Here is a 26153-nt window from a genome sequence, read left to right on the forward strand (position 1 = left end):
TCGCACTGTGCATCAGTTTCGGTTCCCGGTGGAGACGTGGTCGGCGAACCGACGCTGGCTGTGATCGAGAGCGCAGGGTAGCGCTCTCGATCGCGCTGTTGGGAGTGAAGCTGTTGTCGGGCTGCGGCGGCGGACGGCCTGACGCACGCACACGTGCGGCACGGCAACGTCATCGTCCGACAGTAGAACCCACATGTTCCGGTATCGCTGTTCGCGCGAGCACGGTTTCTGTTTGCCTGATCACCCGCCGCCACAAGGTCTCGGGATCCGGATCGAACACGATGCGAGCATCGGCGTTGAGGACGTGCCACGCGCGTTGCCGTGTTTCGGCCTCGAGCTGCCCCGGTCCCCAGCCGGCGTAACCGAGGTACACGCGCAGCTGGCGCACGTCCGCTCCCTTGGCGAGCTTCTGCAGCGCGTCCGCTGTGTTGACCAGATACACGTCGCGGCCGAGGAGTGGGCAGGCGTCGCAGGCCACCCGAGACAGCGCCAGCACGGCCTGCTGCGAGACCGGCCCGCCGATGAACACCGTTGCCACGGCGCCGGCAGCCGCCGCGACACCGGGCAGCGCTCGCGACAGCGGGACATCCGACGGCCGATTCATCACGAGCCCGGCGGCGCCATCACGCGAGTACTGCACGAGGAGCACGACCGTGTCCGTGAAGTTCGGGTCCGGCAGGTTGCGCGCCGCGACGAGCAGCTTGCCGGCGGCGAGTTCGCGGACGATGACGTCACGTCCCGGCTGCAGCGTCGCTGCCCGTGGCTCCACCAGCATTGCGGCCACCGCTGCGGCGATCAGCAGCAGGCCCCACACGTCGGGGAGCCGACCCGCGCGGCCGGTCCGGACACGGGCCCAGGGAGTCGAGCTGCGCATGGCGCCATCAGCATCGCATGAACGCGTGCATGACGACGCGCCCGTCGCATCGACTACGGGCACGGCCGCCTGGCTTTGCTGCCTGGGTCCCAGCGCTGCAAGATGCGAAGATCGCGATTCACGGATACCTGATTCTAGGCGAGCCATGACCCCTCATCCATCCTGGTACGTCCGCGGCCTGATCTTCGAGAACTGTTCCTGCGCGCTCGTGTGCCCCGGCCACATGCACTTCAGCCAGAACTGCACGCACGAGCGCTGCAAGGGCTACTGGGCGCTCCGCATCGACGAAGGCGTGTTCGGCGCCGTCTCGTTGGCGGGCACGCGCGCGATAGTCGCCTTCGACACGCCGCAACGGATGATCGACGGCGGCTGGCTGCAGACGATCATCATCGACGAGGTGGCATCCGAAGCTCAGCGCCGAGCGCTGGAGACGATCCTCCTCGGACTGGCGGGCGGGCCCTGGGAGAAGCTGGCAGGGTTTGTGGCGACGCGCCAGCCGACGGAGTTCCGCGCCATCGCCATCGAGGACGATGGGCCAGTCAAGCGCGCCTCCATCGTCGATCGACTCACGACCGTCGTGACCCGGATTCGCGGCCGCGACAAGTCGAAGCCCGTGCTGTTCGAAAACATCTTCAACCAGATCCATGCCCCCACGCAGGTAATTGCCCTCGGCGAATCGGAGTACGACGATGGCGTCGTCCGGTTCCGGACGTCCGGGTCGCACGGCCTCTTTTCGCACTTCGAGTGGCGCGTCGACGGTCGGTCACCGTCCCCGGCGCCGATGTGATGAACGGCCACGCGCACGCGGTCGTCGACGGCGCCTTTGCCACGCTGACGGTGATGTGGTTCGGCATGATGGCGGCGATGATGGCGCCAACTGCATGGCCCTGGGTTCGCGCCTATCATCGCTTCAGCGGGGCGCAGCGGGGCACCGAGATCGTGGCGACGACACAGTTTGCCGCCGGCTATTTGCTGGCATGGCTTGCTTACGCGCTCGGCGCCGCACTTCTGCAGCGCGGTCTGCAGCGGACGGCCCTGATGGAACCATCCGGCGATGTCGTCGTACCGCACGCCGCCGCGCTCATCTTCCTCGTCGCCGGGATCTATCAGTTCGCGCCGCTCAAACGCGCGTGCCTGACCCATTGCCGGACGCCGCTCGGCTATTTCCTGACACGGTGGATCGACGGGCCGATAGGTGCCTTGCGCATGGGGGTGCATCACGGGCTCTTCTGCGTCGGCTGCTGCTGGGCGCTCATGGCCACCGCGTTTGCGGTCGGGGCAATGAATCTGTGGTGGATGACGGCCCTGGGAATTGTCGCGCTCCTGGAACAGACGACGCCACATGGCGAGCTGCTGCGTCGCGCACTTGGGGCCGCGTTCCTGGTCGCTGGCCTCTGCGAGGTTGGTCTGATCACCTACAATTGACGCGCTCTGGCGGAGAGTGGGATGTGCATCAGCTTTCCCGAAATGGGTACTCCGATGAACGTGCTGACGCACCGGGTCATCGCTTGCGCGATTCTCGCGGCGCTCTGGCCGACGTGTGCTCCTTCCGCGCTCGCGCAGGCTCAACAATCCTTCACGGTTTCGAACGTCAACATCCGTTACGGCTGGACTTTTCAGGAGCCGGGCATCGCGGAGGACGTTCCCAAGAACATCTTCACGTTCGAGAACACGGCGGCCGGCCGGTGGTGGAGCAGCTACCTGTTCGTCGACGTTCTTCGATCGTGGAGCGATGCCGACGCGAACGCGAAAGAGGTGTACGGCGAGTGGTATCCGACGTTGAGCCTCCGGGCTCTCAGCGGACGGGAACGCTCGAAGGGGATCCTCGGTGACGTCGGGGTCACCGTTGGACTGAACACCGGCGTCCGCAGCACAGGACCGAGCCCGTTCGTCGTACTGCCGGGACTGACGTTCAGCTTGAACGTACCGGGGTTTGCCTTCCTCGCAGTCAATACGGTGGCCTACATCGATCGCGGCCGTTTCCAGGGCCAGCCCACCGATTGCACGGCAACGGCTTTCCAGGTCACTCCCTCCTGGTCGCTGCCGATCCGCGCTGGCAAGACGTCTCTGAAAGTGAACGGCTTCGTGGATTTCACCACCCGCCACGCCAACTGCGCGGCGCAGATTCTGTCGACGCCGAGAGTGATGCTCGATCTGTCAGCGTACTGGCAGAAGCCCGGTGTGTTGTACGTCGGCGTCGACTGGGTGTATTGGCACAACAAGTACGGAATCTCGGGCTTGAAGGACAACCTCGTGCTCCCCGTTGTGGTCCTGGTGCTGTGAGCGCGGCGCAGCAACGATGGGCGGCCACGCTTGCCGCGTTCATGACGGTGGCCGGCGCGGCGCTTCTCGTGTTCGCACCGAGTGACGTCGTCATCGATGGGCCTGGCTGGGTGTGACCGTCGCTCTTGGTCGCCCTCCTCGGCCGAACGGCCATGTGCGTCACCACGATCTGCACAATTGCACACGAACGTGGGTCGTGTAGTCGGCCGCTGAAGTTAACCGATGCGGTTGCAGACAGACGGCATGCTCCGGAAGCGGTAAGATGTGACGACAATCAGGAGGGCTGATGGGCGATCTGACGAAGCAGGCGCGATCGTTTCTCGCCGGGGAATGCTTGTATTTCAAGGATGCGGACGCCCTCTGGCGGGGCCTCCGCGACCACGAAAACGAGCCGTCGCTCGCCCGGGCGGTGCTGGCGCGGCTTCGTGACAGCGACCGTGAGAGTGAAATCGTCATCGACAGGTTCACGCGCGATCGGTCTCTTCGCGCCGAACTATGCCAGCAGGAAGCACTCCTGACGAGTAAGGACGAGGAGCTCAGCGCTGCCGCCCGACACACGCGCGCGATCGAATTGCTGGAGAACGAGTTCGGCGATCTGCTTGCGCTGACAGACGCTGAAACGCTCGGCATTGCCGCCGGAATCTACAAGCGCAAGTGGTTCGACCTCGGCCAACTGCCGGATCTCGAGGAGTCGGCGAAGTTGTACCAGCGTGGCGCAGAGGGCGAGCTGGGCGACGACGCGTATCCACACATCAACGCCGCGTTTCTGGAGGATGTCCTCGCGGCACGCGGCAGTAACCCGGTCGTACGGCAGGCGCGCGCCACGGCATTGCGGGAGCGCATCGTCGCGGAGCTGCCGGTCAAGGGCAGCTGGTGGAACGCGGCGACAAGGGCCGAGGCTCTCTTCGGGCTTAGACGCTACGCCGAGGCGACCGCTACACTCGCCGACGCGAAGAGACCTCCGCTTTGGAAGCTCGAGACGACGGCACGACAGCTGGCGACGCTGGCGCACCTCCACACGGCGCGGCCGCTCGAGCAGCCGGCGATCCGCCAGTTCTTCGAGGCCCTTCTGCCAGGCGCCTCGGCGGCCGTACGATCGGCCTTCATCGGCAAGGTCGGCCTGGCGCTGTCAGGCGGCGGCTTCCGTGCGTCGTTCTATCACCTCGGAGTGCTGGCGCGGCTCGCCGAGCTCGACGTGCTGCGACACGTCGACGTGCTCTCGTGCGTCTCCGGCGGCAGCATCGTCGGCGCCGCGTATTGGCTGGCAGTGCGCGAGCGCCTGCTCGACCCCGCGCCGATGGGCCCCGACGCCTACATGACGATCGTTCGGCGGTTGATCAAGAGTTTCAGCGATTCGGTAGCCCTGGATCTTCGCGCGGGCGTGCAGCCGTCGAAAGCCGCAGTCGCGATCGGGTTCCTGTTCAGGAGCAAGAAGGGGGCGATGAACGGCGAGGAGGTCGCCGACCTGCTCGAGGAGAACTTCTATCGTCGGTTCCTGCCTGGCAAGGCGGGGCCGATCTACATGGACGATCTGCCCTTCACGCCCGCGGACTACGACGCGAAGATCGTCAACGAGCAGCCCTTCAATCCGTCGCGGCACAACTGGCTGCGCGCTCACAAGGTCCCGGCGCTGGTGATCAACGCCACGACCGTGAACACCGGACATGGGTGGCAATTCACACCGACGTGGATGGGGGAATCGCCGTGGGCGGTGCACGAAGACACCGACCTCGTCCCGCGGTTGCAATGGTCGCGTTACGACCGCGACCACTGGCGGATGCGGCTGGGGCGCGCGGTGGCCGCGTCGGCCTGCGTGCCCGGTGTGTTCGAGCCGATGACACTGGACGCTCCGTACAAGACACCGATGGACGTCAAGCTAGTGGATGGCGGCGTCTACGACAACCAGGGGACGGTGGCGCTGCTGGCCAGCAACTGCAATGTGCTGCTCGTGAGCGACGCGTCGGGCCAATTGATGCTCGAGCCGCGGCCCACACCCGGGGTGAAGGGACTCCTGTCGTACGCCTCGCGCGCCATGGATACGCTGATGGAACGGGTGCGGCAGTCCAATTACGGCGATCTGTCGTCGCGGCGGATGACGGGCTTGGTTCGCGGCATGATGTTTTTGCACTTGAAGGCGGGCCTCGACGCCGATCCGATTCGACTGAGCTTCGCCGACGAAGCATACACAATCAGGCGCTCGACGCTGAGCCCGTCGGGCGTGCGTAAGGATCTGCAGCAGGCGATCGCCGAGCTGCGCACCGATCTCAACGTCTTCACCCCCGACGAGTCGCAGTCGCTGATGGCGTGCGGTTACCAGATGGCCTCCAAAATGTTCGAATACCACCTCGGTCACCTTCACGAACTGGCCGATGCCGCGACGCGGGCCGACGATTGGCCGTTTGCAGAACGGCTGAAGGACCTCACCTCCACGAGTCCTCGCGACTTGCTGCTGGCGAAACTGCAGGCGGGACAGGCGGTGGAACTTTGAGCGAGGTGGAGCAGGGGTTAGCGCCACACCCAGCCAGACCAAGTCGTGCGACATAGCCGACCTGGTGACCGCTGCTCCTGGACAAATCATGGTCACAATCGCCGACGCCACGGATCTCTTCACGATCCTCGGGTGATGGCGCGCGCTGCTGCGCTGCGGGGCCGGCGCCTTGAGACCCGACCGCGCCGTTCGTCGAGCCGCCGCTATACCGCGAGGAGTGACGACACGCTCGAATCCCTGCCCTGACGCGTAGTGGGGCGTCTGCGGCGAGCTCGACCGACGATTGAGATCGAAGTCGTCCCCCCGCTGGAGGGTCTCTCCAGCGTAGAGAACGACTGTAGCCGTCGACCTCAGGTCGACGGTCCGTGATCGTCCCGTGGATCCTGGCGGGAGCCGTCAGCACCGGTCTCGCGCTGACACTCTCGGGAGTGTCCTTCGGCCAACTCGCCGGCGCGACGAAGTGCTCCGGAGTGCTGTTCCTCACGCACGTCTTCCTGCAGGTGCTGATTGTCGGGCGTGCCCAGGTGAGCGCGTTTCCCTCCTCGACGAGAATGCCGATGCGGTTCTCGACGGCAGCACTACAATAGGTCGACCGCATGCGAGCTTCCTTCACCGTAATGCGGCTGTTACGGCGTCGTCCCGCAGCCGGGACCGTCGTCCCTCACGTGCGCGCCAGCCTTGAGTATCTGTCGGCCCGAAAGGCCCATGCTTGTCCCATTCTCGTGAAGGAAATATCGATGAGAACAAAATTAGCCCTGGTCGGCGGGTTGTTCCTGATGCTGTCGGGGATGGCTGCTGCGCAGCCGACGCTCAGACCACCCGTGAACCTGAAGATCGGCACGTGGAACACGATGCTGCAGCCCTGGTTCACCAACGAGGCCGACGTTGTCACGACGATCGCCGACTCCAAGTTCGACGTGCTCGTGCTGCAGTCGGTGTGGACCGACGATGCGGCGAGTCGCATCCTGGCCGATCCCGCCGTGAGCCGCAGGTATGGCTATCACTACTACGCCACCATGGCGCAGGATCCTGCGGGTGCCGACCTGACCGACCCGACCATGAACTATCTCGTCCAGCAGTACGTGGGCTGCCTGATTGCGTACGGCGTGAACACGACGCAATTGCTGCAACTCGTGCCGCCGATGCCGTCCGAGTGCCTGACCTTGCGCATCGGCATTGGCATCCACAACTACAACCCCTTCAACCAGCTGGCGGCGGCCTGCCTCGACAACGCGATGCAGTTCCTGCCGCGCGACGCGGCGTTCCGTTCCGTCGCCATCTGTGGCGAGACCCAGGGTGTGAAGTATGGCCACCTGGGCAGACCCGGCCTGCTCGTGCTGAGCCGGAGCCCGCTGAGCAACATCCAGGAGGTGCCTTACGAGACCGCGGGCATACGACGCGCGGCCATTTACGCGACGATCTCGCACGTGCGGTTCGCCTTCGCGCACTTCCCCACCAACGATCTCGAAGACATCGACCCGTCCCTGTCGGTGCTCCAGTACGGCAACTCGGCGAGCAACATGGCGCAGGGCGCGATCGATGCGGGGGCAGACCTCGTCGTCGGGACGGTCAACTCCGGCCTGGACTACCAGCCGGCCGCCCACGAACTCCTGCTGTCGAACGGGTTCTCCGCCCTCTTCGCCGAGCCGACGTACTGCCCTGCGGCGACGCATGCCAACCTTGCGCAGTGCCAGGGCCAGACGCCTCGCGGAGTCGACAACATCTACGTGAAGGAGGGCTTTGGCGCCTGCCACACGGAGACGTTCGCGCTGCAGCCGATCTCGGACCACATCGGGTTGTCGGCGGCGTGCCTGCTGGGCAAGTAGGGATGTGACTCATCGAGGAGGCGCGGTCGCTGACCTGCGTCTCCTCTTCACCCCGCGCCGATGGTAGGGTGTCGATCAGGATTCCTGCGCCGCCCGACGTTGGACTGGCTGCACTTCGGGCGCGCTGACGTTCTGTCCCGGAGAAGACGAGACGTGATTCTGATGCTTGTCATCGCAGCGACGCTCGCAGGCGGTTGAGCCTCTGTCGCCGTGGTGCTCCACCTGCATCGGCTGCATGCGATCCTTCGCCGCGAGCCTGCGAGCGCAGCGGTCTGTCCGTAGGTGAATTGTGACCGCGTCGATCACGCGCCGACGTTGGTCTTCGTCACTCTGACGTCGACGCCGCCCACCGAGCACGTACACCCGCGGATGCACGTGCGATTGGTCAACGCAGCTCCTCTCCTTCGCACCGTCGGTGCACGAACAGGTCGAAGTCATCGCGTCGATCACGATCGTCTGTGAGTCGCCGCGACGAAAAGGCGATGACGTTCCCGCTTCCGTCAATGGCGGGGGACCGGCGTGGCTCCATCCAGCCGGACTCCGGATCCTTGCTGAGCCGCGTGATGACTCCGCTCGAACGATCGAACACGACCACGTCGAAGCGCAGATTGACGAGTCCGGCTCTCGATTTCGCTCGGGCCCGATGCTACGCTTCACGCTTCATCGCCGTCGTCCTCAATGGAACCGCCGCCCGCCGCGTCCGCTTCGGTCCGTTCCGCAGTGACATTCAGATGATCGAGGGATCGTGGTAGCCCCCGCACAAGTGACGGCGATGTCGCCGCTGCCAGCGAGGTAGATCTTTGCGAACCCTCTTGATACGAGTCGCGGTCGTGATGCTGACGGTGGCGGTGCGGCTCGAGTCGCCAATCGGTTCGCAAGCGACAAACAGTCAGCCCCCGGCGGCAGAACCGCTGGCGCAAACGACCGCGCTCGACTGGCCCGAGGAGGATCTGTCCGGCCGCCTCATGGACGGCGCGCATCGGTTCGTCGAGCGCCAGATCGCCGAGACGCAGGCGCGATCCAACCGATTCTGGACGTACGACCGCTCGTCGCGCGCCGCGTGGGACGCCTCGCTGCAGGGCAATCGCGATCGTCTGCGCGAGATCATCGGCGCCGTCGATCCGCGCGTCCCTCCAGCACTCGAACGCTACGGGGACGACGACAACCCCGCACTGGTGGCCGAGGCAGCTGGCTACCGCGTGTGGCAGGTTCGTTGGCCGGTGCTCGACGGGATGACGGCCGAGGGGTTGCTGGTCGAGCCCACAAGTGGCGCGCCGTCAGCGTCTCTGGTCGCCGTGCCCGATGCCGGGCAGACCCCAGAACAGATCCTTGGCCTCGCACCGGGGTTGACGCCTGACCGTCAGTTCGCCCGGTTGTTGGCCGAGAGCGGCTGCGAACTGATCGTCCCGACGTTGGTCCAGCGGACGCCGATTCAGACAGACGATCCGCAGCTTCGTCAGAGCCAGCAGACGTGGCGGGAGTGGATCTATCGGCAGGCCTTTCACATGGGCCGGCATCCGATCGGCCTCGAGGTCCAGAAAGTGCTCGCGGCCGTCGATCGCTTCCGCGCCCGCCGTGGTGACACCGCGAAGATCGGCGTTGTCGGCTATGCGGAAGGCGGGCTGATTGCCTTCTATGCCGCGGCCATCGACACGCGTATCGATGGGGCGCTCGTGAGCGGCTATTTCGATCGCCGCGGACGCGTCTGGCAAGAGCCCATCGATCGCAACATCTGGAGCCTGCTCGAACGGTTCGGTGATGCCGAGATCGCCGCGCTCGTCGTGCCGCGGCACCTGGTCATCGAGCACGCCGAGGTGGCCGCATTCACCAGCAGCAAGGGCGCCTGGCAAACGCCGTCCGGCACATCGGTTCGCGCCGAGTTCGATCGCATTCCGGTCCTTGCGGCGTTCCCCAGGCCGTCACTCGTCGCCGGCGCCGGCGATCAACCGGTGGTCGCGATATCCACGCGCGCGCTCGGCGATTTTGCAGCACGACTGGGCTTCACGCTCACGGCACGTTCGGCCGGCCCGCTCGAGGACCGTCGACAGCGATTCGATCCCGCCGCGCGCCACGCCCGGACAGTGCTCGACATGGAGCGGTACGTCCAGTCATTGGTGCGAGAGGCCGAGCACATTCGCGACCGGGCGTTTCTTTACGCCGTCCTGCCGGCATTGACCGAGTTGAAGTGGAACACCGAGAAAGTGCGGCCGACGTGGCCGCCGGACACGTTCATCGAAGGCGCGCGTGTCTATCGCGAGCGCTTTCGCCAGGACGGCATCGGCGTGTTCGACCAGCCATATCTTCTGCTCAACCCGCGCACGCGCAAGGTCGGTGAGACCGACAGATGGACCGCCTGGGATGTCGTGCTCGACGTCTGGCCCGACGTGTTCGCCTGGGGCGTGATCGTGGTGCCAAAGGGCATCGCGGCGGGCGAGCGGCGGCCGGTCGTCGTGGTTCAGCACGGCCGCAATGGCCTGCCGCGCGAGACGATCGATCGCCACGTGTCGTATTACAACGATTTCGGGTCGGCGCTCGCCGATCGCGGCTTCGTCGTTTTCGCGCCGCACAACCTGTATCGCGGCGAGGATCGGTACCGGTGGCTCAGTCGCAAGGCCAACACGATTCGCGCCACGCTGTTCTCGTTCATCCTTGGCCAGCACGAACGCATTCTCGAGTGGCTCGGATCGCTGCCCTTCGTCGACGCCGATCGCATGGCCTTCTATGGTCTGAGCTACGGCGGCGAAACGGCCGTGCGCATTCCGGCGATTCTCGAGAAGTACGCACTTTCGATCTGCTCCGGCGACTTCAACCAGTGGACGCGCAAGGTCGCCGCGACCGACGAGCCCTTCAGCTTCATGCGCACGATCGAATGGGAGATGCCGTACTGGAACTGGGGACACACGTTCGACTACGCCGAGATGGCCTACCTGATCTTCCCGCGACCGTTCATGGTCGAGCGTGGGCATCTCGATCTGGTCGGGCGCGATCAGTGGGTCGCCCACGAATACGGCAAGGTCCAGTTCCTCTACGCGCAGCTCGGCCTGGCCGATCGGACCGAGATCGAGTACTTCCAGGGTGGCCACAGTATCAACGGCCAGGGCACGTTCGCGTTCTTGCACAAGCACCTGCGGTGGCCCGAGCCGAAGTGAGTGTCGGCCCCGCCGGCCACGCGCGTCAAAAAGGGGACGCCTCAGAACCTGACGCCGACTCATCAATGATGGTCAGGGGGATCGCATACCATTGACGCGACTACCGTTGGTGGCGTGCGTGTGTCTGCCGGTGGCGCTCGCCGCATCCCGGCTCCAGCTCATGTGACAGGGCTTGCCGTCGGGAGGGCTCATGGCGATGGGTATCGCGCGCCTGCTACACCGCGCCTCGCGCGCTGCTGATGCCACGGCAGGGCTCGGTCAGCATCTCGAGCCACGCGCGCCAGCTGGTCCCTCCAGCCTCGAGCATCAACGTCAGGTACGTACGGCAGAAACTCACCTGCTGTACGAGAACGCCGACACGGGGACGGCCGTCTCCTTCGTCATCGCGTCGCTGCTCGCCTACGCGCACTGGGATTCGATTCCTCGCGTTGTGGTCGTGGCGTGGCTGCTGTACATGCTGCTGATCTCCGCGGCCAGATCGGTGCTGGTGCGCCTGTATCGGCAGGCGTCACGGAGCGACGGGGAGGTGGGTCGATGGAATCAGGCGTTCGTGATCGGGACCGCGATGGCCGCGCTCGGTTGGGGGGCCGGCGCGTTCGTACTCAACCCGGCGAGTCAGCCCACGAACGAGATCCTGCTTGTCTTCGCGGTCGGCGGTGTCATGCTCGGCGGCGCTTCGCTTCTTGCGGCACGGCCAGAGGCGTTTCTCACCTTCCTTTTGCCAGCCGGTTTTCTGACCGCGTTACGCCTGGCCACCGCGGGCGATCCCGACCACATCATGATGGCCTTCCTCGCCGCGCTGTTCACCGTGGCGACGGTGGTGACGAGCTGGCGATTCCATCTGGCGATTGAGTCCTCGTTTTGGCTCCGATTTGCCAACCGGGATCTCATCGAGGGCCTCCAGCGCGCCAAGAACGAGGCGGACGCACTCAATCGACAACTGGAGCTCAGGGTCCGCGACCGTACAGCCAGGCTGACCGAGGCGGATCAGCGCAAGGATGAATTTCTCGCGACGCTGGCGCACGAGCTCCGGAATCCCCTGGCCCCGATTCGCTTCGCCCTGGAGGCGCTGAAAGTCGATGCCCCGGCGGCGATTGCGGCCCGTGCCCGCGATGTGATCGAACGCCAGGTCGGGCAGCTCGTGCGCCTCGTCGATGATCTGCTGGATGTGTCCCGGATCACGGCAAACAAGATCCAGTTGCGTCGCGAGCCGCTCGACATCACCCGCCTGATGGCGATCGCCGCCGAATCCATCTCACCACTCGCGACCGCCGCGGGGCAGACACTGCACGTTCAGCCGCCCTCCAGCCCTATCGTCGTGGACGGTGATGGTGCGCGGCTCGTGCAGGTCTTCACCAATGTCCTGCAGAACGCGGTGAAGTTCACGCCTCGTGCCGGGCACATCTGGTTCACCGCCGACGAGCAATCCCACCAGGCTGTCGTGTGCATCCGCGACACCGGGGTCGGAATCGCCTCCGACGTCCTCCCGCGAGTGTTCGACATGTTCCATCAGGCGGAGCCGATTCTCGAACGCACGACCGGTGGCCTGGGCATCGGCCTGACACTGGCGCGGCGCTTGGTGGAGATGCAAGACGGGCAGATTGGTGTACGGAGCCCAGGGCCGGGCCACGGGACCGAGGTGGAGATTCGGCTGCCGATCACGGTGGAAGCCGCGACGGCCGTCCCGTCCGAACGGCCGAAGGTCGCCGCGGACCGCGCTCTTCGCGTGCTGATCGTGGAAGACAACCTCGATGCCGCGGAGATGCTGGAGCTTGCGGTCTCACGTCTCGGCCACGACACGTGGCTGGCCCACGATGGCGGCACCGCGATCACGGTCGCCACCCAGTGCGACCCTGACGTGATCTTCCTGGACATCGGTCTTCCGGTGATCAACGGGTATGGCGTTGCGCGACGACTGCGAGAAATGCCGGAAATGAACCACGTCCACATCGCCGCCTTGACCGGGTGGGGGCAAGACGAGGATCGTCGCAAGGCGCACGAAGCCGGATGCGATTATCACCTCACGAAGCCCCTCTCGCCGGCGACGCTGGAAGATCTGCTGGCGACGATCGCGCAACGCCCGATCGCGCGGCCCAGCGAGGCCGGCACCCCGCGTACACGGCGCACCGATTCGGGTGGCGCACTCGGCTGACTGCCACCCCCGGTGCCGGGCACTCCATCGCTCCTTCGGCGCGTCGGTGCCGAGACGGCGCCCGGGGCCCACCGACAGCGTCCAACCAGTGATCACCGGACTCGCGCTGCGAACGTCCGCACGCCGTATGAGGCCCGGAGTCAACGCCTCCGGACTGCGTACAGCGATCGGTGCGTGAGCACGTACAGCGTGTTGCCGTCACGACCACCGAATCGCAGCCCGATCGGTCGCTCGGGTATGTCAATCCGCCCGGTGAATTCGCCGGATGAGCGGAAGATGAAGATCTGCCCGTTGGCGACGTACACGTTGCCGTCCCGGTCGCTGACGACCGCCTCACCGCCCCGCTCCGCGAATCGAGCGAGATCGCCCAGTGTGCCGTCGTCGCGCACGACGGCGCGATAGGTGCGGTTCTCGGCACCGCTCGTGACGTACACGCGATCGCCGGCGCGCGCCGTGATGAGGCTGTACGCGTCGAGCGCATGCGACCAGCGCCAGCCGGTCTCGTCCATGCCCGGGTAGGCACCGTCGGGGCCTTGCGTGAAGACGCGACTCGCGGGAATCTGCAGGCTGCCGTCCGGTGACACGTACGCCTGCGGCATGGCCGTGGTCACCGCTCGCGCGAACATCTGCGCATGTGTCTCGTACTCGTACGTCGCCAGGTCGAGGTGGTTCCTGAACTGGCCGTCTGCCCAGACCGTCGCCGGCAATGCGAAGGCGGTGCCCGCCTGACGAGGCTGTGGCTCCAGCACCGTGAGCGCATCACGCGGACCGTCGGGCCGGAACGTGTACACGGTGCTCTCCCGCCCTGCCGAGGAAAGCACCAGCAGGTTGCCTGACTGGTCGAACGCGAGGTTCACCGGGTCGAGCCGCGCATCGCGGACGATCTTCAGCCGGCTCTGCGACGACCACGAGAAGATGCGCTGCTGGTGTGCGTCGATGAAGTAGATCGTGCCGGCGGCGTCGACCGCTGCCCCTCCGATCGAGTGGAATCCGCCTTCGAGCTTCTCGACGGCGAAACCCATTGATGGTGGGGCGTCTGGTCGTGACTGCGAGCCCGGGAGGGCCGGGTCCAGATCGAGCACGGCCACGTTGCGCTCGCGCACCTGCCGGCCGCGCGTGACGTCCTCGAGCATGTTGTCGTAGGCGAACTTGCCGGCGCGCAGGATGGTGCCGCACCCGTGCTCGTCGCACACGCCGTAGCCATGCTCGGCGTTGACGTAGACGTTGCGGAACCGAATGCGGTCCGACGTGTAGACGCGCACGGCCGCCGGGAACGGCGCGTAGCTGCGCGTCACGCGATAGGCACGATAGTTCGCGATCAGGATGTTTTTGGAATCCGTGATCTCGAAGGCGACGGCCTCGGCACTCGTCGACGCCTCCTCTTCGGTCTGTGGCCCGTGGAACTCCCAGTTCTCGACGCGATCCAGCTTGATCTCACCAAACAGGTGGTGTTCGGCGGACAACTCGTAGACGTACCCCGGCGTCGTGGTGTCCGACACATGGAAACCTGACTGCGCGTACGTATTCGGACTCCAGATGTTGTGGAACGTTCCGCCGCCCCCGCGCGTCACCCAGATGCTCGGATACTGCGCGCCCCATCGCCCGGGCGCGAACGATCCCCTCGGCCGTTCGGGTCCGAACACGGTCGCGCTGACTGCAGGTGGAAAGAACGTGCCGGCAAACCCATGGATCTGGATGTCGTCGAGGAGCGAGTCCTTGCCTGCCATCCAGAGCACGGCCGTCGCCCGCGGGTTGGTCGATCCGGTGAAGAGCCCGAGGCCGCTGACGATGTTGGTGCCGCCCTGCGGTGCCTCGAGCAGCGCCTTCGGAGCGCCGACGCCCTCGAAGCCGCTGGTGCGGTCCGGCAAGTCGAGCTGTGTCGTGTTCGGGTGCAGCGCAATCAACACCGTTTCCGGTCTCAGCCGGACCGTGTCGCGGATGATGTAGAAGCCGGACGGGAAATAGAGAACGCGATGTGCATCGATGGCCGCCTGGAGGGCGCGCGTGTCGTCGGTCTCGCCATCACCCTTGACGCCGAGCGTGTGGACGTTGACCCAGTCGGTCATGGCCGGCAGCGCACGGATCGCGGCCGGAGGCGGCGCAGGCAAGGCCCGTAGCGGTTCCGCCTCGAACTGCGTTTCGATGCCGCCCGTGCTGTCCGCGTCGCGCACGTGAAGGCCATGGTTGAAGCGCGTGACGCGGTACACGGCTGCCGGTCCCGTGCGCGCCTGGGCGCTCTCCCTGTAGCGCGCGAAGACCGGCACGTTCGAGCAGAGGGCGTCGGCCACGCCGATCTGCGTGGCCGGGTTCTGCGCCTTGTCGATGACGATGGCCGCTGTCGTGACGTTCTCGAAGCGCGCGTCCTTCAGCCAGAGGTGATCGGAGTAATCCTTATCGATGCTGATCCCGACCGGCACGTTGCGGAACGTCGTCCGCACCACGGTCAGCCCGGCCATGTGCTCGCGAATGGACGCCTCGCGCTGGCCGTCGAACATCGAGTCGATCAGCGTGTAGGGCCAGAACGGCGAGGTGTTGCTGGTCAGGATGCCGTAGCGCCCTCCATAGAACCGCAGGGCCTGCCCGACGTTGCCGATGTCGGTCAGCGCGGCGAGACCGGAGCCGATGCGGAAGTCCATGTGGCTCAGCACGCCGTGCTGGGCGACGTGGAACCGGATGGCGACGGCGGCGGGATTGCCTTCACCGATCTCCATGTCGATGTTCATCATCGACGAATAGAACGTCCCCTGGTTCGCGTCCGCGATGCCCTCGGTTGGCGGGACCAATCCGGGAGGCGGAAAGGGGACCTGCGTCGGCTTCTGCCCGTTGCGCGGCGGTCGCGCGCTCGTGAAATGGACCATCAATCCCATTCCTGTCTGGAAGCCGGGTGTCCGATCCGGTAGCGCGAGGACCGGACGTGTGGCGCCGTAGCCGATGACACGCACGGCCCGCCACACGATCAGCGTGCGCGACACGCGGTACCGGCCCGCCGGGACGAAGACGATCCCGCCATTCGGGTTGTCGGCAGCACGATCCAGCGCTGCTTGCAACACGCCGCTGTGATCACCGGCCGCTGCCGGCGTCGCGGGGTCGATGTAGACAGCCGTCGGATCGTCGGGCCGCGAGGTGAACACCGACTCCGGCCAGGCCGGCGACGAGACGATCGACAGCGCCAGGCAAACAAGAAAGCGTGTCAGCACCCGGCGAGTGTACGCTCGGAGGTACGGGCCTACTTCAAACCGAGCTTCCTCCCGGCTGCCAGCAGCGCCACCGACTCCTGCAGGCGTCGAGCGCGAGTGTCGGCCCGTTTGGCCGTGTGAATCCAGACCACGAAGTTGCGCCGGTAAGTAGGAGCCAGCTCGCGAAAGAACGCCCATGCTTTCGGATTCGCCTTCAGCGCCGTGGCGATGTAGGCCGGCAGTGTCGGGATGACCGGTCGTGACGCATAGGTGGTGTTGGTCGGTGCTGCCGCACGCCCGGCTGCCGTGAGCAGGCCGGCGGCCTCGAGATCGCTCCAGCGTCGTCGGTTGCTCTCTGACCACTTGCTCGTCGGCTTGCGCGGCGTGACCTTGGTCGCATACCGATCGTCGTCCAGGCGCTTGACCAGGCTGTCGACCCACCCGAAGCAGAGCGCTTCGCACACGAGGTCTTCATAGGTCATCGACGTGACGCCGGTGTGCAGCTTGTGGCGGACGATCCAGACGCCTGGACTGGACGCGTGGTGCGCGGCGAGCCACGACCGCCATTGTCGGCGACTCGTGACCTGCAGGGTCGTGAGCGCTGTCGTCATTGCTGCCGGTGCCTCCGCAACGCCGCCGGGCGCGTCTTCAGTATCCCCGACATAGATGCCAGCAGCGCCAATGCCCAGACCAATCGCGACAAGACCGAGAGCGATGACCACGTTCGCGGCAGAGGAACTCATGAGCCACTTGACGCGCGACACGCAGAAAGGGAACATCTGAGTCCAGCTCAGCCATGCATGCAAGAAAACAGCTGACCGGAGGAGTGCTCCCATGCGACCGCTGATACTCACCGTGGGCACCTTGATCTTCGCCGCTGGCTTCGTCGCCGGAGACCGCATGCAGGCCCCGGTCGGGGCCCAGGGTTTCTCGGTCGTTATGGAGTGCGGCGCCTCATCGACCCCGCAGGCCCGGACGACGCTCTACTTCGGGCTGGCGCGGCCGAAGGGCGCCGTGACCGAACTCGAGTGGCAGATCTTCCTGCGCGACGAAGTGACCGCGCGGTTCCCCCAGGGGCTGACCGTGTGGGAGGCGGAGGGCCAGTGGAAGTCGGCCGCTGGCAACATCGATCACGAGCAGTCGAAGGTCCTGCTGCTTGTCCATCCCGATACGGCGGCGGCGCGGATGTCGGTGATGGCCGTCATCGAGGCGTATCGCAAGACGTTCGAGCAGGAGTCGGTCCTGTGGGACAGCGCGCGCGTGTGTGTCGCGGCGTAGTTCGGTGCATCCCGACTCGATCTGTCCGCCAGGGACCTGACCCCCTTCGACGCCTCAGCGGACCTTGACTTTGTTGAGGCGCGTGGCCGTCGCCGGGTCGTCGCGATCCTGCCGCCATGTCGGATGCGCAAAATGAATCACGGCATCGCCGTTGTGCGACACGACGGCGTTGTCGAACACCAGGCTCCCGATCCGCCGCCAGTTCCGGAATGTGCGGCGCACGCGGAACGGCGTGCCCGACGTGTCCCCATCGTCGGTGACATCGATCGTGAACGTCAGGGTCCGCTTCGGCACCGGGTCGCCGCGGTCGAAGATCTGGGCCATGACTTCGTCGCGCACGTCGAGGTCCTCCCCGGCAATGACGGGTTGCTCGGGTGCGACGAGCAATCGCATGAAGGCCGGTGCCCGTGTTGGCTCGTCGCCTGCCTTCCCCAACTCCGCAATCGGATAGAGCTGGCGGATGGTTGGCTCCGCGTCCACGCGCCTGAACACGGACGCCACCTTGATCAGCAGCGTCCCGGCGGGGCCGCGGCGGAAGACGGTCACGTCTGGCGCGTTGCGCAGTTCGGCGGCATTGATCGAATCGCTTCGCTCCCCACCGATGTCCTGCTGCGTGATGAAGTTCGCGGTTCGTAGCGGCATGTGGTGGTCGGGGTCCATCGTTGGAAACAGCTTGCCGACCAGCGCCAGCGATCGAATCCGACCGCGCCGGTTCCCTCCTCCTCCGCTCGAGTACCGGGCGACCACGAGTGCCTTACTGGCTCGACGGAAATAGCCGGAATACGGCGTGTCTTCGGTGATCTGCCAGCGGCCCACAAGGCAGACGCCGGTTGGGTGAAGGAAGCGCGCGAACCCCTTCCGATCCGATCCCCATCGCAGGTCGGCAGCGGAGTCGAGCGTTCGTGCGGACGCGCCCTCGAAGCGGGAAGACCTGCCACGGGCAAGAAGTCCGCCGAAGACGCTCTTGATGGTCTGTTCCCGATCCGGCAGCGGCGGTTCGCCTTCCCGACCCCACACCGTTTGATACGGGTTTGCAAACAGCGCATCGACGACGTCCCGGAAGCGCGATCCGGAGTACCGGCGGTCTTCATCGGTGAACTGTTCCGGCCCGGTGAGCTCGTCAGTCATTGCGACCTCCCACCAGAACTCTAGCGCTTCCGCCGACGCCGTTGCCCGCCGTCGTCACCGATGAGTACGCGGTGCGTCCCTCACCGCCGGATCTCTCCCCCTGGTCATCCCGTTGCCGACCGGCGCCGTTTGTGCCTACAATGCCGCCCTCAATCAAGCAATCGACACACCTCATCAAGGGGGTCGCTGGTGAAACTCCACGACTCGGTTGACCGCATCCTCAGGCAAAAGGGATCCGGGGTGTATTCCATCAGTCCCGACGAGACCGTCTACAAGGCTCTCGAGACGCTGGAAGAAAAGAACGTCGGAGCCCTCCTCGTCATGTCCGGCGACACGCTCGTCGGGCTTCTCTCCGAGCGCGACTACGTTCGCAAGGTCAAGCTCAAGGGCCATTCCTCGACAGAGCTGAAGGTCAGCGAAATCATGTCGACCCCGGTTGTCAGCGTCACATCGACGGCGACCGTGGATGAGTGCATGCACCGCATGACGAACAAGCGCTGCCGCCACCTCCCCGTCGTCGACGACGGGAAGGTCGTCGGTGTGCTCTCGATTGGCGATCTCGTCAACTGGATCATGTCGGTTCAGGACGCCACGATCCATCAGCTCGAGGACTACATTTGCGGCAAGTACCCCGCCTAGTCCGATGGGAACCCTTGCGGGACAGGCGGCCTTCTATTACCTAGCGGCAGCCAGCATCGCCAGCGCGGCGCTGGCTGTCACACGCAGCAATCCGATCCACAGCATGCTGTGGGTCCTCGCCCTGTTCCTGCACGTCGCAGGGATATTCGTGCTCGTCGGCGCCCAGTTCCTGGCGGCGGTGCAGGTCATCGTCTACGCGGGCGCCATCCTCGTCTTCTATCTGTTCTTCGTCATGCTGCTCGATCTGCCGAGCGAAACGGCGGCGCGCCGTTTCGGTGCCCATTGGCCGCTGGCCGCCGCAGCCGGAGCGGTCTTTGCCTTCCTCCTGATGCGCTGGTACCAACCGGGACTGGCGACACCGACGCCGGCCGCGACTGTTGACGCTGCGCCGATGCCGCACGTTGCGGCCGTCGGAATGCTGCTCTTCACCGAGTTTGCGCTGCCCTTCGAAGTCGTATCGCTGGTGCTCCTGGTGGCCATCCTCGGTGCTGTCGTCGTCGCCCGAAGAAAGACAGCGTCCTGATGGTGACCACGGGCGCGTTGCTGGGGCTCAGCGCGATCCTCTTCGGGATTGGCCTGGTCGGCTTCCTCAGCCGGCGCAACATCATCCTCATGCTCGTCTCCCTCGAGATCATGCTCAATGCCGTCAACGTCAATTTCGCGGCTTTCGGTCATCACCTGCTCGAGGAGCGCGGCCAGATCCTCGCGCTCTTTGTCATCGCCGTGGCGGCGGCCGAAGCGGCGATCGGCCTGGGACTGGTCATCGCGCTGGCTCGCAACAGGCCCGATGTCAGGATCGAGCACCTGACCGAGTTGAAGTGGTGAGTACGCCACTCCTGGCGATTCTCGTGGCCGCGGCAGCCGCCCTGCTTGTCGTCGCCACTGGAGAACGACGACGCAATGTGAGGGAGTTCTGGTCGGTGGCGGCGGGAGTCCTGCAGTTCGGGCTGGTCGCGTCGATGGCTCCGCAAGTGATTGCGGGGGCTACTCCGGAAGGTGTGCTCGTCCAGCTTGTTCCCGGCGTGACGATCGCATTTCGTGCCGATGGCCTGGGCCTGTTGTTTGCCCTGGGCGCATCGCTTCTCTGGATAGCCACGTCGTTCTACTCGATCGGCTACGTGCGCACGCTCGGTGAGCACGCGCAAACTCGCTACTTCGCCTGCTTCGCACTGGCGCTTTCGGCGACGATGGGCGTGGCATTTGCCGCCAACCTGTTCACCCTGTTCCTGTTCTATGAAGCACTGACGCTGGCCACATATGCACTCGTCGCACACAAGGAGACACCGGAAGCCAGGGCGGGCGCCCGCAAGTACGTCGTCTATCTGTTGGGGGCCGCCAAGCTGTTACTGCTGCCCGCGATCGTCCTGACCTATCAAGTGGCAGGGACCCTCGACTTCCGGCCCGGAGGCATCCTGCCGGCCGGCCAGGTAGCTGCTCACCCGACGCTGCTTGCGATCGTCTTCGCGCTGTTCATGTTCGGCCTCGCAAAGAACGCTGTCATGCCGCTGCATGGCTGGCTGCCGGCAGCGATGGTAGCGCCGACGCCGGTCAGCGCGCTCCTGCACGCGGTGGCCGTCGTCAAGACCGGAGTCTTCGCCACGCTTCGCGTCTTCCTGTTCGTCTTCGGCACGGAATCGATGCGACAGCTCGGCGTCGATACGATTGCCATGGGTTTCGCTTCTGCGACGATTCTCCTGGCCTCGGTCCTGGCGCTCTATCAGGACAACCTGAAGGCCAGGCTCGCGTTCTCGACGATCAGCCAGCTCTCCTACATCGTTCTGGGAGGAGCGCTGCTCACCACCAGCGGGATCGTCGGCGGCATCGCCCACATCACCAATCACGCGGTGTCGAAGATCACGCTCTTCTTCTGCGCCGGCTCCATCTACGCGTCGGCTCACAAGACCGACGTCAGCCAGATGTCGGGGCTCGCCAGGAAGATGCCGTGGACGATGGCGGCGTTTGCCATCGCCTCGTTGAGCCTGGTCGGCATTCCTCCGTCGTCCGGCTTCATCTCGAAGTGGTATCTCGCGGTGGGATCGGTCGAGCGCGGAAACCCGTGGGTGCTGGCCGTGCTGCTGGTCAGCTCGCTGCTGAACGCGGCTTATCTCGGTCCGGTCGTGTACAAGGCGTACTTCGAGGTGCCGACAGCGAGCCACGATCACGATCACATTCGCGAAATGCCGTTGATGGTGGTCCCGATGGTGTTCAGTGCCGTCCTCAGCCTGCTGCTGGGCATGTATCCCGATCCGGTGCTGAAGTTGGCGGGAATGGTGAAGCCGTGAAGCTCAAGCGCGCGTTCTACGCATCGTTGGTGGTGCTCGCCCTTGCCGAGGCGATTGCCCCGTGGATCCTCTACGACGAGCACGCTCACTTCGCCTTCGAGGACTGGCCCGCGTTCGGCTCCGTCTATGGCTTCTTCTCCTGTGTCGCGATCATCCTCGTCTCGAAGTTCCTTGGGAAGCACTGGCTGATGCGCCCGGAGGACTCCTATGAGTCCTGAGTGGATTCATCCAGGCCTCGTGCTGATTGCCGGCGCGTGGCTCATCCCGCTGCTCGGGGGCACGGCCAAGCGCGTCGCCATGATCCTGGTGCCGGCCGTTGCGCTGATCGACTGCCTGCTCCTGCAGCCGGGAACCTATGGCGTGGTGCACTTTGTCGGGCAGGATCTGACGTTCGGCCGTGTCGATCGATTGAGCCTCGTGTTCGCGTACGTATTCGCGCTGATGACCCTCGTGGGCATGGTGTACGCGCTTCACGTGAACGACGACGCGCAGCACGTGTCGGCGCTGACCTACGCGGGTAGCGCGCTCGGAATCACATTCGCGGGAGACTTCCTGTCGCTCTTCCTGTTCTGGGAACTGGCGGCGGTATCGGCGGTGATGCTGGTATGGCTGCGCCGCGAACGCACCGCGGTGGCAGCGGGGTTCCGGTATCTGCTCGTCCACGTGTTCGGCGGGTTGTGCCTGCTCGGGGGGATCGTCCTCTACTGGTCGGATTCCGGATCGCTCGCGTTCGTTGACATGTCGGCCCACGCGGGGACTACCGCGTTTGCGCTGATCCTCGTCGCCTTCCTCCTCAATGCAGCGGTGCCGCCGCTGGGCGCCTGGCTGCCTGACGCCTATCCAGAGGCCACCGTCACGGGCGCCGTCTTTCTGACGGCGTTCACCACGAAGTCGGCGGTCTATGCCCTGGTGCGGGGATTCGCGGGCACCGAGCTCCTGGTGTGGTCGGGCGCCGCGATGGCGGTCTATGGCGTCGTGTACGCCGTGCTCGAGAACGATGCCAGGAGGCTGCTCGCGTACCACATCATCAGCCAGGTGGGCTACATGGTGTGCGGCGTCGGCCTTGGCACGGAGATGGCGCTGAACGGCACGACCGCACACGCGTTCTCGCACATCCTCTACAAGGCACTGCTCTTCATGGGCGCTGGTGCGGTGCTGGAGGTCACGGGCCGGAGAAAACTGAGCGAGATGGGCGGCCTTCACAAGACCATGCCCGTGACGCTCGGTCTCTACATGATTGGCGCGTTCGCCATTTCAGCCGTGCCGTTGTTCAGCGGCTTCGTCAGCAAGTCGATGGTCGTGTCCGCGGCCGGCGAATCCCACAGGGCGGCGATCTTCCTGACGCTGACGCTGGCCTCGGCGGGGACGTTCCTGCATACGGGACTCAAGCTTCCGTATTACATGTTCTTCGGTCGTGATCGCGGTCTCGCTGCTCACGAGCCGCCGTCGAACATGCTCGTCGCGATGGGCCTGGCCGCGGCCGCCTGCATCATCATTGGCGTCTTTCCGGGCCTGCTGTACGCGCAACTGCCGTACCACGTCGATTACGCGCCCTACACGGTACGCCACGTGCTGTCGACGCTCGGCGTGCTCAGCTTTACGGCGCTCGGGTTCTTCGCCCTGCTGTCCCACCTCGACCCAGAGCCCACGATCAGTCTCGACACGGACTGGTTCTACCGGCGGGGTCTGTCGACGGCAATGGCTCATAGCTATTCCGCGCTCGTGCGCGTGGAGAACGCTCTCGCGCTCGTCTATGAGGGTTTCGTTGGGCGCCTGCTGCTGGGTACCGCAGCCCGGCTGCGTCAGGTCGACGCGTCTGTCGTGGACCGCGCCGCCGAGGGCATCGGCAACATTACCGACGCCGTGAGCCAGAGCCTGAAGCTGGTGGTAACCGGTCATGCTCAGCATCACGGGCTCATGATGGCGGCCGGCGTGCTGATCGCCATGGCCATTGCCCTGTTCGCACGACAATGACGTATCCAGTCCTTACGGCATCGACGTTCCTGCCGTCAGTAGGGGCGGCTCTCATCTTCCTGTGCCCCGTGCGACTGGCGCGCTGGATCGCGCTCGTGACGACGATCGCCACGCTGGCGGTGTCGGCACCGCTCTACCTGTCGTTCGACAAGACCTCGAGCGCTCTCCAGTTCGTCGAGAGCCGGCCATGGATCCCGTCCTGGAACGTGGCCTACGGCATGGGTGTCGACGGCATCAGCCTGCCGTTCATCGGCCTCTCGGCATTTGTCAGCGTGCTGTGCGTCGCCGTGTCGTGGAATGCCATCCAGGTGCGGGTGTGGGAGTTCTACGCGACGTTGCTCGTTGCCGAGACGGCGATGATCGGATTGTTTGCGGCGACGAACTTCTTTCTCTTCTACATGTTCTGGGAACTCATGGTCGTTCCCATGTTCCTGCTCATCGGCGTGTGGGGAGGGACGGGCCGCGTTCACGCCGCGCTGAAGTTCCTCATCTTCACGCTGGCGGGGAGCCTGTTGATGCTCGTCGGTCTCATCTCGCTGCTGCACACGAGCGGCACGCTCGACTTCGAGGCGCTGGCGAGGACCGACCTCGGGCTGACACAACAGGCGTGGCTCTTCGTCGCGTTCTCGGCCGCCTTCGCGGTAAAGGTGCCGATGTTCCCCGTGCATACATGGCTTCCGGATGCGCACACCGAGGCACCGACTGCCGGGAGCGTGATCCTGGCCGGGATCCTGTTGAAGATGGGCGGCTACGGGTTGCTGCGGATTGCGTTGCCGATCCTCTCTGATGCCGTCCGCCTGTTCCTGACGCCGATGCTGGTGTTATCAGGGGTCGCGATCGTCTACGGCGCGTACGTGACGCTGGCCCAGACCGATATCAAGCGCCTCATTGCGTACTCGAGCATCAGTCACATGGGCTTTGTGACGCTCGGAATCTTCTCGCTCGACCGCAGCGGCATCGAGGGCGCCATCCTGCAGATGATCAATCACGGGATCATCACCGGCGCTCTCTTCCTGTGCGTGGGAATGATCTACGAGCGTACTCACACCCGCGACGTCGCGAAGTACGGGGGACTGTTCAAGGTCGCGCCAATCTACTCGACGTTCCTCGCGATCTTCTGTCTCGCCGCTGCAGGCACGCCAGGGCTCAATTCATTCGTCGGGGAATTTCTCATCATTCTCGGGGCGATCAGGGTCTGGCCGTTGATCGGCGCGATGGCAGTGTGGGGTGTCGCGCTGGGCGCTGCCTATGTGCTGTGGCTGTTCTACCGGATGGTCATCGGCGAGCTCGGTCCAGGTGTGCAGGGAGTGCGACTGGACCTCAACATCCGCGAAGTCGTGACCCTCGCGCCGTTGGTCGCGCTGGCTGTGGTCATCGGCCTCTACCCCGAGTCCGTGCTCGGTGTCCTTCGCGGGTCGGTCACACAGTTGCTGGCAGACGTGGCCTCGAGCGGCGGAATTGCGGGGCGGCCGTGAGAGATCTGCTCGTCCTGCTCCCCGAACTGGTCCTTGCAGGTGTGGGCCTGGTCCTGATCGTCGCCGCACGTCGGATCACACGCGCAGGTGTTGCCGCAGGCCTGGCGATCGTGGCGGCGGCTGTGGCCGCCTTCGCTGGCCTTGCCATGGACGTCCCGACCATGGGCTTCGGAGGTACGGTGACAACCGACGGCTACGCCGTGTTCTTCAAGCTGCTCTTCGCGGCGAACCTGGCGTTGGTGGCACTCCTGTCGGTGAGGCATTTCGATGCGGAGCGCGTCCGGCCTGCCGAGTACCATGCGCTGCTCGTGCTGGCCACCACAGGAATGATGCTGACCGCATCGGCCGTCGAGTTCCTGATGCTGTACCTGGGGCTCGAGCTGATGTCGCTGTGCGCCTATGTGCTGGTCGGCATCACGCGCGACAAGGCCGTCTCGAATGAGGCGGCGATGAAGTACTTCCTGCTGGGGTCCTTTGCATCGGCCCTGCTGCTGTATGGAATCAGCCTCGTTTATGGCGTGACAGGCGCGACGGACTTCGCGACAATCGCCGCCCACCTGAAGGCCGGCACCGCGTCGGGCGCTCAGGCGCCATCACCACTGCTGGGAATCGCCGTCGCGCTCATCGTCGCCGGGCTGGCATTCAAGATTGCGGCAGTCCCGTTCCACGCGTGGGCACCCGATGCCTACGAGGGTGCCAGCACGCCAGTCGCCGGGTTCCTGGCGGCCGGCTCGAAGGCCGCAGGGCTCGCGGCGCTGGGACGCGTGTGCATGGTGGCATTCGTGTCCGAGCAGGGCGTCTGGTCCTCGATCATGGTCGTGCTCGCCGTGCTGTCGATGACCGTCGCCAGCCTCCTCGCGCTGGCGCAGACGTCGATGAAGCGGATGCTTGCCTATTCGTCGGTGGCGCATGCCGGGTACGCGTTGCTGGGTCTCATCGCCGGGACGGCCGACGGCGCCTCGGCGACGATGACGTACGCATTCGTGTATGCATTCATGACGCTCGGGGCATTTGGCATCGTGGTCGGTATGGGCGAGCGCGGCGAGACCCTCGACGGCTATCGCGGACTGGCGGCGACCACGCCGTGGACGGCGTGGCTGATGTTCCTGTTCCTGTTGTCGCTGACCGGCATACCGCCGACGGCCGGATTCGCGGCCAAGTTCGGCGTGATTCTCAGCGCGGTGCAGTCCGGCCATCTCGTCCTGGCCGTTGTCGCCGTGTTGTGCAGCATCGTGTCCGCATTCTTCTATCTGCGCGTGGCTGTCCTCATGTTCATGAGCGACGTGCAGACACCGGCGCCCGGCCGCTTTCCGGCAGCAGTGTCGGCGGCGGTCGTGCTTGCGGCGTTCGTCACGATTGTCGGCGGCATCTTCCCGGGGACCTTCGCCGTCTGGGCGTCGGCACAGCCGTGAACGGCCCTCGGACCTCG

At 65.3% G+C, this 26153-nt stretch carries 21 protein-coding genes; 17 read left to right on the forward strand and 4 right to left on the reverse strand.

Going from position 1 to position 26153, the window contains the following annotated elements; genetic code table 11:
* Positions 1–169: 169 nt before the first annotated feature.
* Positions 170–874 (reverse strand): YqgE/AlgH family protein, encoded by a 705-nt coding sequence (locus tag LuPra_RS00435; RefSeq protein WP_157898573.1) that lies wholly within the window; start codon positions 872–874, stop codon positions 170–172.
* A 145-nt stretch (positions 875–1019) separates the two neighbouring features.
* Between LuPra_RS00435 and LuPra_RS31445 the strand changes: the two genes are divergently transcribed.
* The 8 genes from LuPra_RS31445 (at position 1020) to LuPra_RS00485 (ending at position 12772) form a co-directional block, all read left to right on the forward strand.
* Positions 1020–1661, forward strand: coding sequence for a DUF1326 domain-containing protein (locus LuPra_RS31445; protein ID WP_157898574.1), 642 nt, complete (start codon positions 1020–1022; stop codon positions 1659–1661).
* On the forward strand, positions 1661–2299 hold the full coding sequence (locus LuPra_RS00445; protein WP_234800654.1) for a DUF2182 domain-containing protein: 639 nt from the start codon (positions 1661–1663) through the stop codon (positions 2297–2299). Before LuPra_RS31445 ends, LuPra_RS00445 begins: the two co-directional genes overlap by 1 nt.
* 54 nt (positions 2300–2353) lie before the next feature.
* Positions 2354–3157, forward strand: coding sequence for a hypothetical protein (locus LuPra_RS00450; protein WP_110168937.1), 804 nt, complete (start codon positions 2354–2356; stop codon positions 3155–3157).
* A 286-nt stretch (positions 3158–3443) separates the two neighbouring features.
* Entirely contained in the window at positions 3444–5645 is a 2202-nt protein-coding gene (locus LuPra_RS00455) for a patatin-like phospholipase family protein (RefSeq protein WP_110168938.1), read from the forward strand.
* A gap of 365 nt (positions 5646–6010) precedes the next feature.
* Positions 6011–6232 (forward strand): hypothetical protein, encoded by a 222-nt coding sequence (locus LuPra_RS00460; protein ID WP_110168939.1) that lies wholly within the window; start codon positions 6011–6013, stop codon positions 6230–6232.
* Positions 6233–6382: 150 nt separating this feature from the next.
* A complete protein-coding gene (locus LuPra_RS00465; RefSeq protein ID WP_157898575.1) occupies positions 6383–7471 on the forward strand; it encodes an exonuclease/endonuclease/phosphatase family protein in 1089 nt (362 codons plus the stop codon).
* 833 nt (positions 7472–8304) lie between these two features.
* Positions 8305–10620 (forward strand): dienelactone hydrolase family protein, encoded by a 2316-nt coding sequence (locus LuPra_RS00480; protein WP_110168943.1) that lies wholly within the window; start codon positions 8305–8307, stop codon positions 10618–10620.
* Positions 10621–10810: 190 nt separating this feature from the next.
* A complete protein-coding gene (locus tag LuPra_RS00485; RefSeq protein WP_110168944.1) occupies positions 10811–12772 on the forward strand; it encodes a hybrid sensor histidine kinase/response regulator in 1962 nt (653 codons plus the stop codon).
* 140 nt (positions 12773–12912) lie between these two features.
* Here the strand turns inward: LuPra_RS00485 and LuPra_RS00490 are convergent, their stop codons facing one another.
* On the reverse strand, positions 12913–15969 hold the full coding sequence (locus LuPra_RS00490) for a glycosyl hydrolase family 28-related protein (protein ID WP_110168945.1): 3057 nt from the start codon (positions 15967–15969) through the stop codon (positions 12913–12915).
* A 29-nt stretch (positions 15970–15998) separates the two neighbouring features.
* A complete protein-coding gene (locus LuPra_RS00495; RefSeq protein WP_157898577.1) occupies positions 15999–16691 on the reverse strand; it encodes a YdeI/OmpD-associated family protein in 693 nt (230 codons plus the stop codon).
* A gap of 91 nt (positions 16692–16782) precedes the next feature.
* Here LuPra_RS00495 and LuPra_RS00500 point away from each other — a divergent pair, with 91 nt between their 5' ends.
* A complete protein-coding gene (locus LuPra_RS00500; protein ID WP_110168947.1) occupies positions 16783–17226 on the forward strand; it encodes a DUF3574 domain-containing protein in 444 nt (147 codons plus the stop codon).
* 54 nt (positions 17227–17280) lie between these two features.
* On the opposite strand, the gene LuPra_RS00505 is transcribed toward LuPra_RS00500, so the two are convergent.
* Positions 17281–18354 (reverse strand): hypothetical protein, encoded by a 1074-nt coding sequence (locus LuPra_RS00505; protein WP_110168948.1) that lies wholly within the window; start codon positions 18352–18354, stop codon positions 17281–17283.
* 189 nt (positions 18355–18543) lie between these two features.
* Here LuPra_RS00505 and LuPra_RS00510 point away from each other — a divergent pair, with 189 nt between their 5' ends.
* From LuPra_RS00510 to LuPra_RS00545, 8 genes are read left to right on the forward strand one after another with little or no spacing between them, the layout of a single operon-like run.
* Complete coding sequence (locus LuPra_RS00510; RefSeq protein ID WP_234800655.1) at positions 18544–18993, forward strand: CBS domain-containing protein; 450 nt, start codon at positions 18544–18546, stop codon at positions 18991–18993.
* Between the two features lie 4 nt (positions 18994–18997).
* Entirely contained in the window at positions 18998–19516 is a 519-nt protein-coding gene (locus LuPra_RS00515; RefSeq protein ID WP_110168950.1) for an NADH-quinone oxidoreductase subunit J family protein, read from the forward strand.
* Positions 19516–19818: an NADH-quinone oxidoreductase subunit NuoK gene (gene nuoK, locus LuPra_RS00520; protein ID WP_110168951.1), complete on the forward strand. Its 303-nt coding sequence runs from the start codon at positions 19516–19518 to the stop codon at positions 19816–19818. The genes LuPra_RS00515 and nuoK overlap by 1 nt, the downstream gene beginning before the upstream one ends.
* Positions 19812–21275 (forward strand): monovalent cation/H+ antiporter subunit D family protein, encoded by a 1464-nt coding sequence (locus LuPra_RS00525; protein WP_110168952.1) that lies wholly within the window; start codon positions 19812–19814, stop codon positions 21273–21275. Before nuoK ends, LuPra_RS00525 begins: the two co-directional genes overlap by 7 nt.
* Positions 21272–21493: a hypothetical protein gene (locus LuPra_RS00530; RefSeq protein WP_110168953.1), complete on the forward strand. Its 222-nt coding sequence runs from the start codon at positions 21272–21274 to the stop codon at positions 21491–21493. The genes LuPra_RS00525 and LuPra_RS00530 overlap by 4 nt, the downstream gene beginning before the upstream one ends.
* A complete protein-coding gene (locus LuPra_RS00535) occupies positions 21483–23249 on the forward strand; it encodes a Na(+)/H(+) antiporter subunit D (protein ID WP_110168954.1) in 1767 nt (588 codons plus the stop codon). The genes LuPra_RS00530 and LuPra_RS00535 overlap by 11 nt, the downstream gene beginning before the upstream one ends.
* Positions 23246–24724 (forward strand): complex I subunit 4 family protein, encoded by a 1479-nt coding sequence (locus LuPra_RS00540; RefSeq protein ID WP_110168955.1) that lies wholly within the window; start codon positions 23246–23248, stop codon positions 24722–24724. The genes LuPra_RS00535 and LuPra_RS00540 overlap by 4 nt, the downstream gene beginning before the upstream one ends.
* Positions 24721–26136: an NADH-quinone oxidoreductase subunit N gene (locus LuPra_RS00545; protein ID WP_110168956.1), complete on the forward strand. Its 1416-nt coding sequence runs from the start codon at positions 24721–24723 to the stop codon at positions 26134–26136. Before LuPra_RS00540 ends, LuPra_RS00545 begins: the two co-directional genes overlap by 4 nt.
* The last annotated feature ends 17 nt before the right edge of the window (positions 26137–26153 follow it).

Source organism: Luteitalea pratensis, assembly GCF_001618865.1.
GTDB lineage: Bacteria > Acidobacteriota > Vicinamibacteria > Vicinamibacterales > Vicinamibacteraceae > Luteitalea > Luteitalea pratensis.

Excerpts from the sequence above, each read along its gene's own strand:
- LuPra_RS00485 (WP_110168944.1), top strand. The coding sequence starts at position 10,811 with ATGGCGATGGGTATCGCGCGCCTGCTACACCGCGCCTCGCGCGCTGCT.
- nuoK (WP_110168951.1), top strand. The coding sequence starts at position 19,516 with ATGGTGACCACGGGCGCGTTGCTGGGGCTCAGCGCGATCCTCTTCGGG.
- LuPra_RS00465 (WP_157898575.1), top strand. The coding sequence starts at position 6,383 with ATGAGAACAAAATTAGCCCTGGTCGGCGGGTTGTTCCTGATGCTGTCG.
- LuPra_RS00535 (WP_110168954.1), top strand. The coding sequence starts at position 21,483 with ATGAGTCCTGAGTGGATTCATCCAGGCCTCGTGCTGATTGCCGGCGCG.
- LuPra_RS00445 (WP_234800654.1), top strand. The coding sequence starts at position 1,661 with ATGAACGGCCACGCGCACGCGGTCGTCGACGGCGCCTTTGCCACGCTG.
- LuPra_RS00505 (WP_110168948.1), bottom strand. The coding sequence starts at position 18,354 with ATGACTGACGAGCTCACCGGGCCGGAACAGTTCACCGATGAAGACCGC.
- LuPra_RS00540 (WP_110168955.1), top strand. The coding sequence starts at position 23,246 with ATGACGTATCCAGTCCTTACGGCATCGACGTTCCTGCCGTCAGTAGGG.
- LuPra_RS00480 (WP_110168943.1), top strand. The coding sequence starts at position 8,305 with ATGCTGACGGTGGCGGTGCGGCTCGAGTCGCCAATCGGTTCGCAAGCG.
- LuPra_RS00450 (WP_110168937.1), top strand. The coding sequence starts at position 2,354 with ATGAACGTGCTGACGCACCGGGTCATCGCTTGCGCGATTCTCGCGGCG.
- LuPra_RS00435 (WP_157898573.1), bottom strand. The coding sequence starts at position 874 with ATGCGCAGCTCGACTCCCTGGGCCCGTGTCCGGACCGGCCGCGCGGGT.
- LuPra_RS00500 (WP_110168947.1), top strand. The coding sequence starts at position 16,783 with ATGCGACCGCTGATACTCACCGTGGGCACCTTGATCTTCGCCGCTGGC.
- LuPra_RS00495 (WP_157898577.1), bottom strand. The coding sequence starts at position 16,691 with ATGAGTTCCTCTGCCGCGAACGTGGTCATCGCTCTCGGTCTTGTCGCG.
- LuPra_RS00515 (WP_110168950.1), top strand. The coding sequence starts at position 18,998 with ATGGGAACCCTTGCGGGACAGGCGGCCTTCTATTACCTAGCGGCAGCC.
- LuPra_RS31445 (WP_157898574.1), top strand. The coding sequence starts at position 1,020 with ATGACCCCTCATCCATCCTGGTACGTCCGCGGCCTGATCTTCGAGAAC.
- LuPra_RS00455 (WP_110168938.1), top strand. The coding sequence starts at position 3,444 with ATGGGCGATCTGACGAAGCAGGCGCGATCGTTTCTCGCCGGGGAATGC.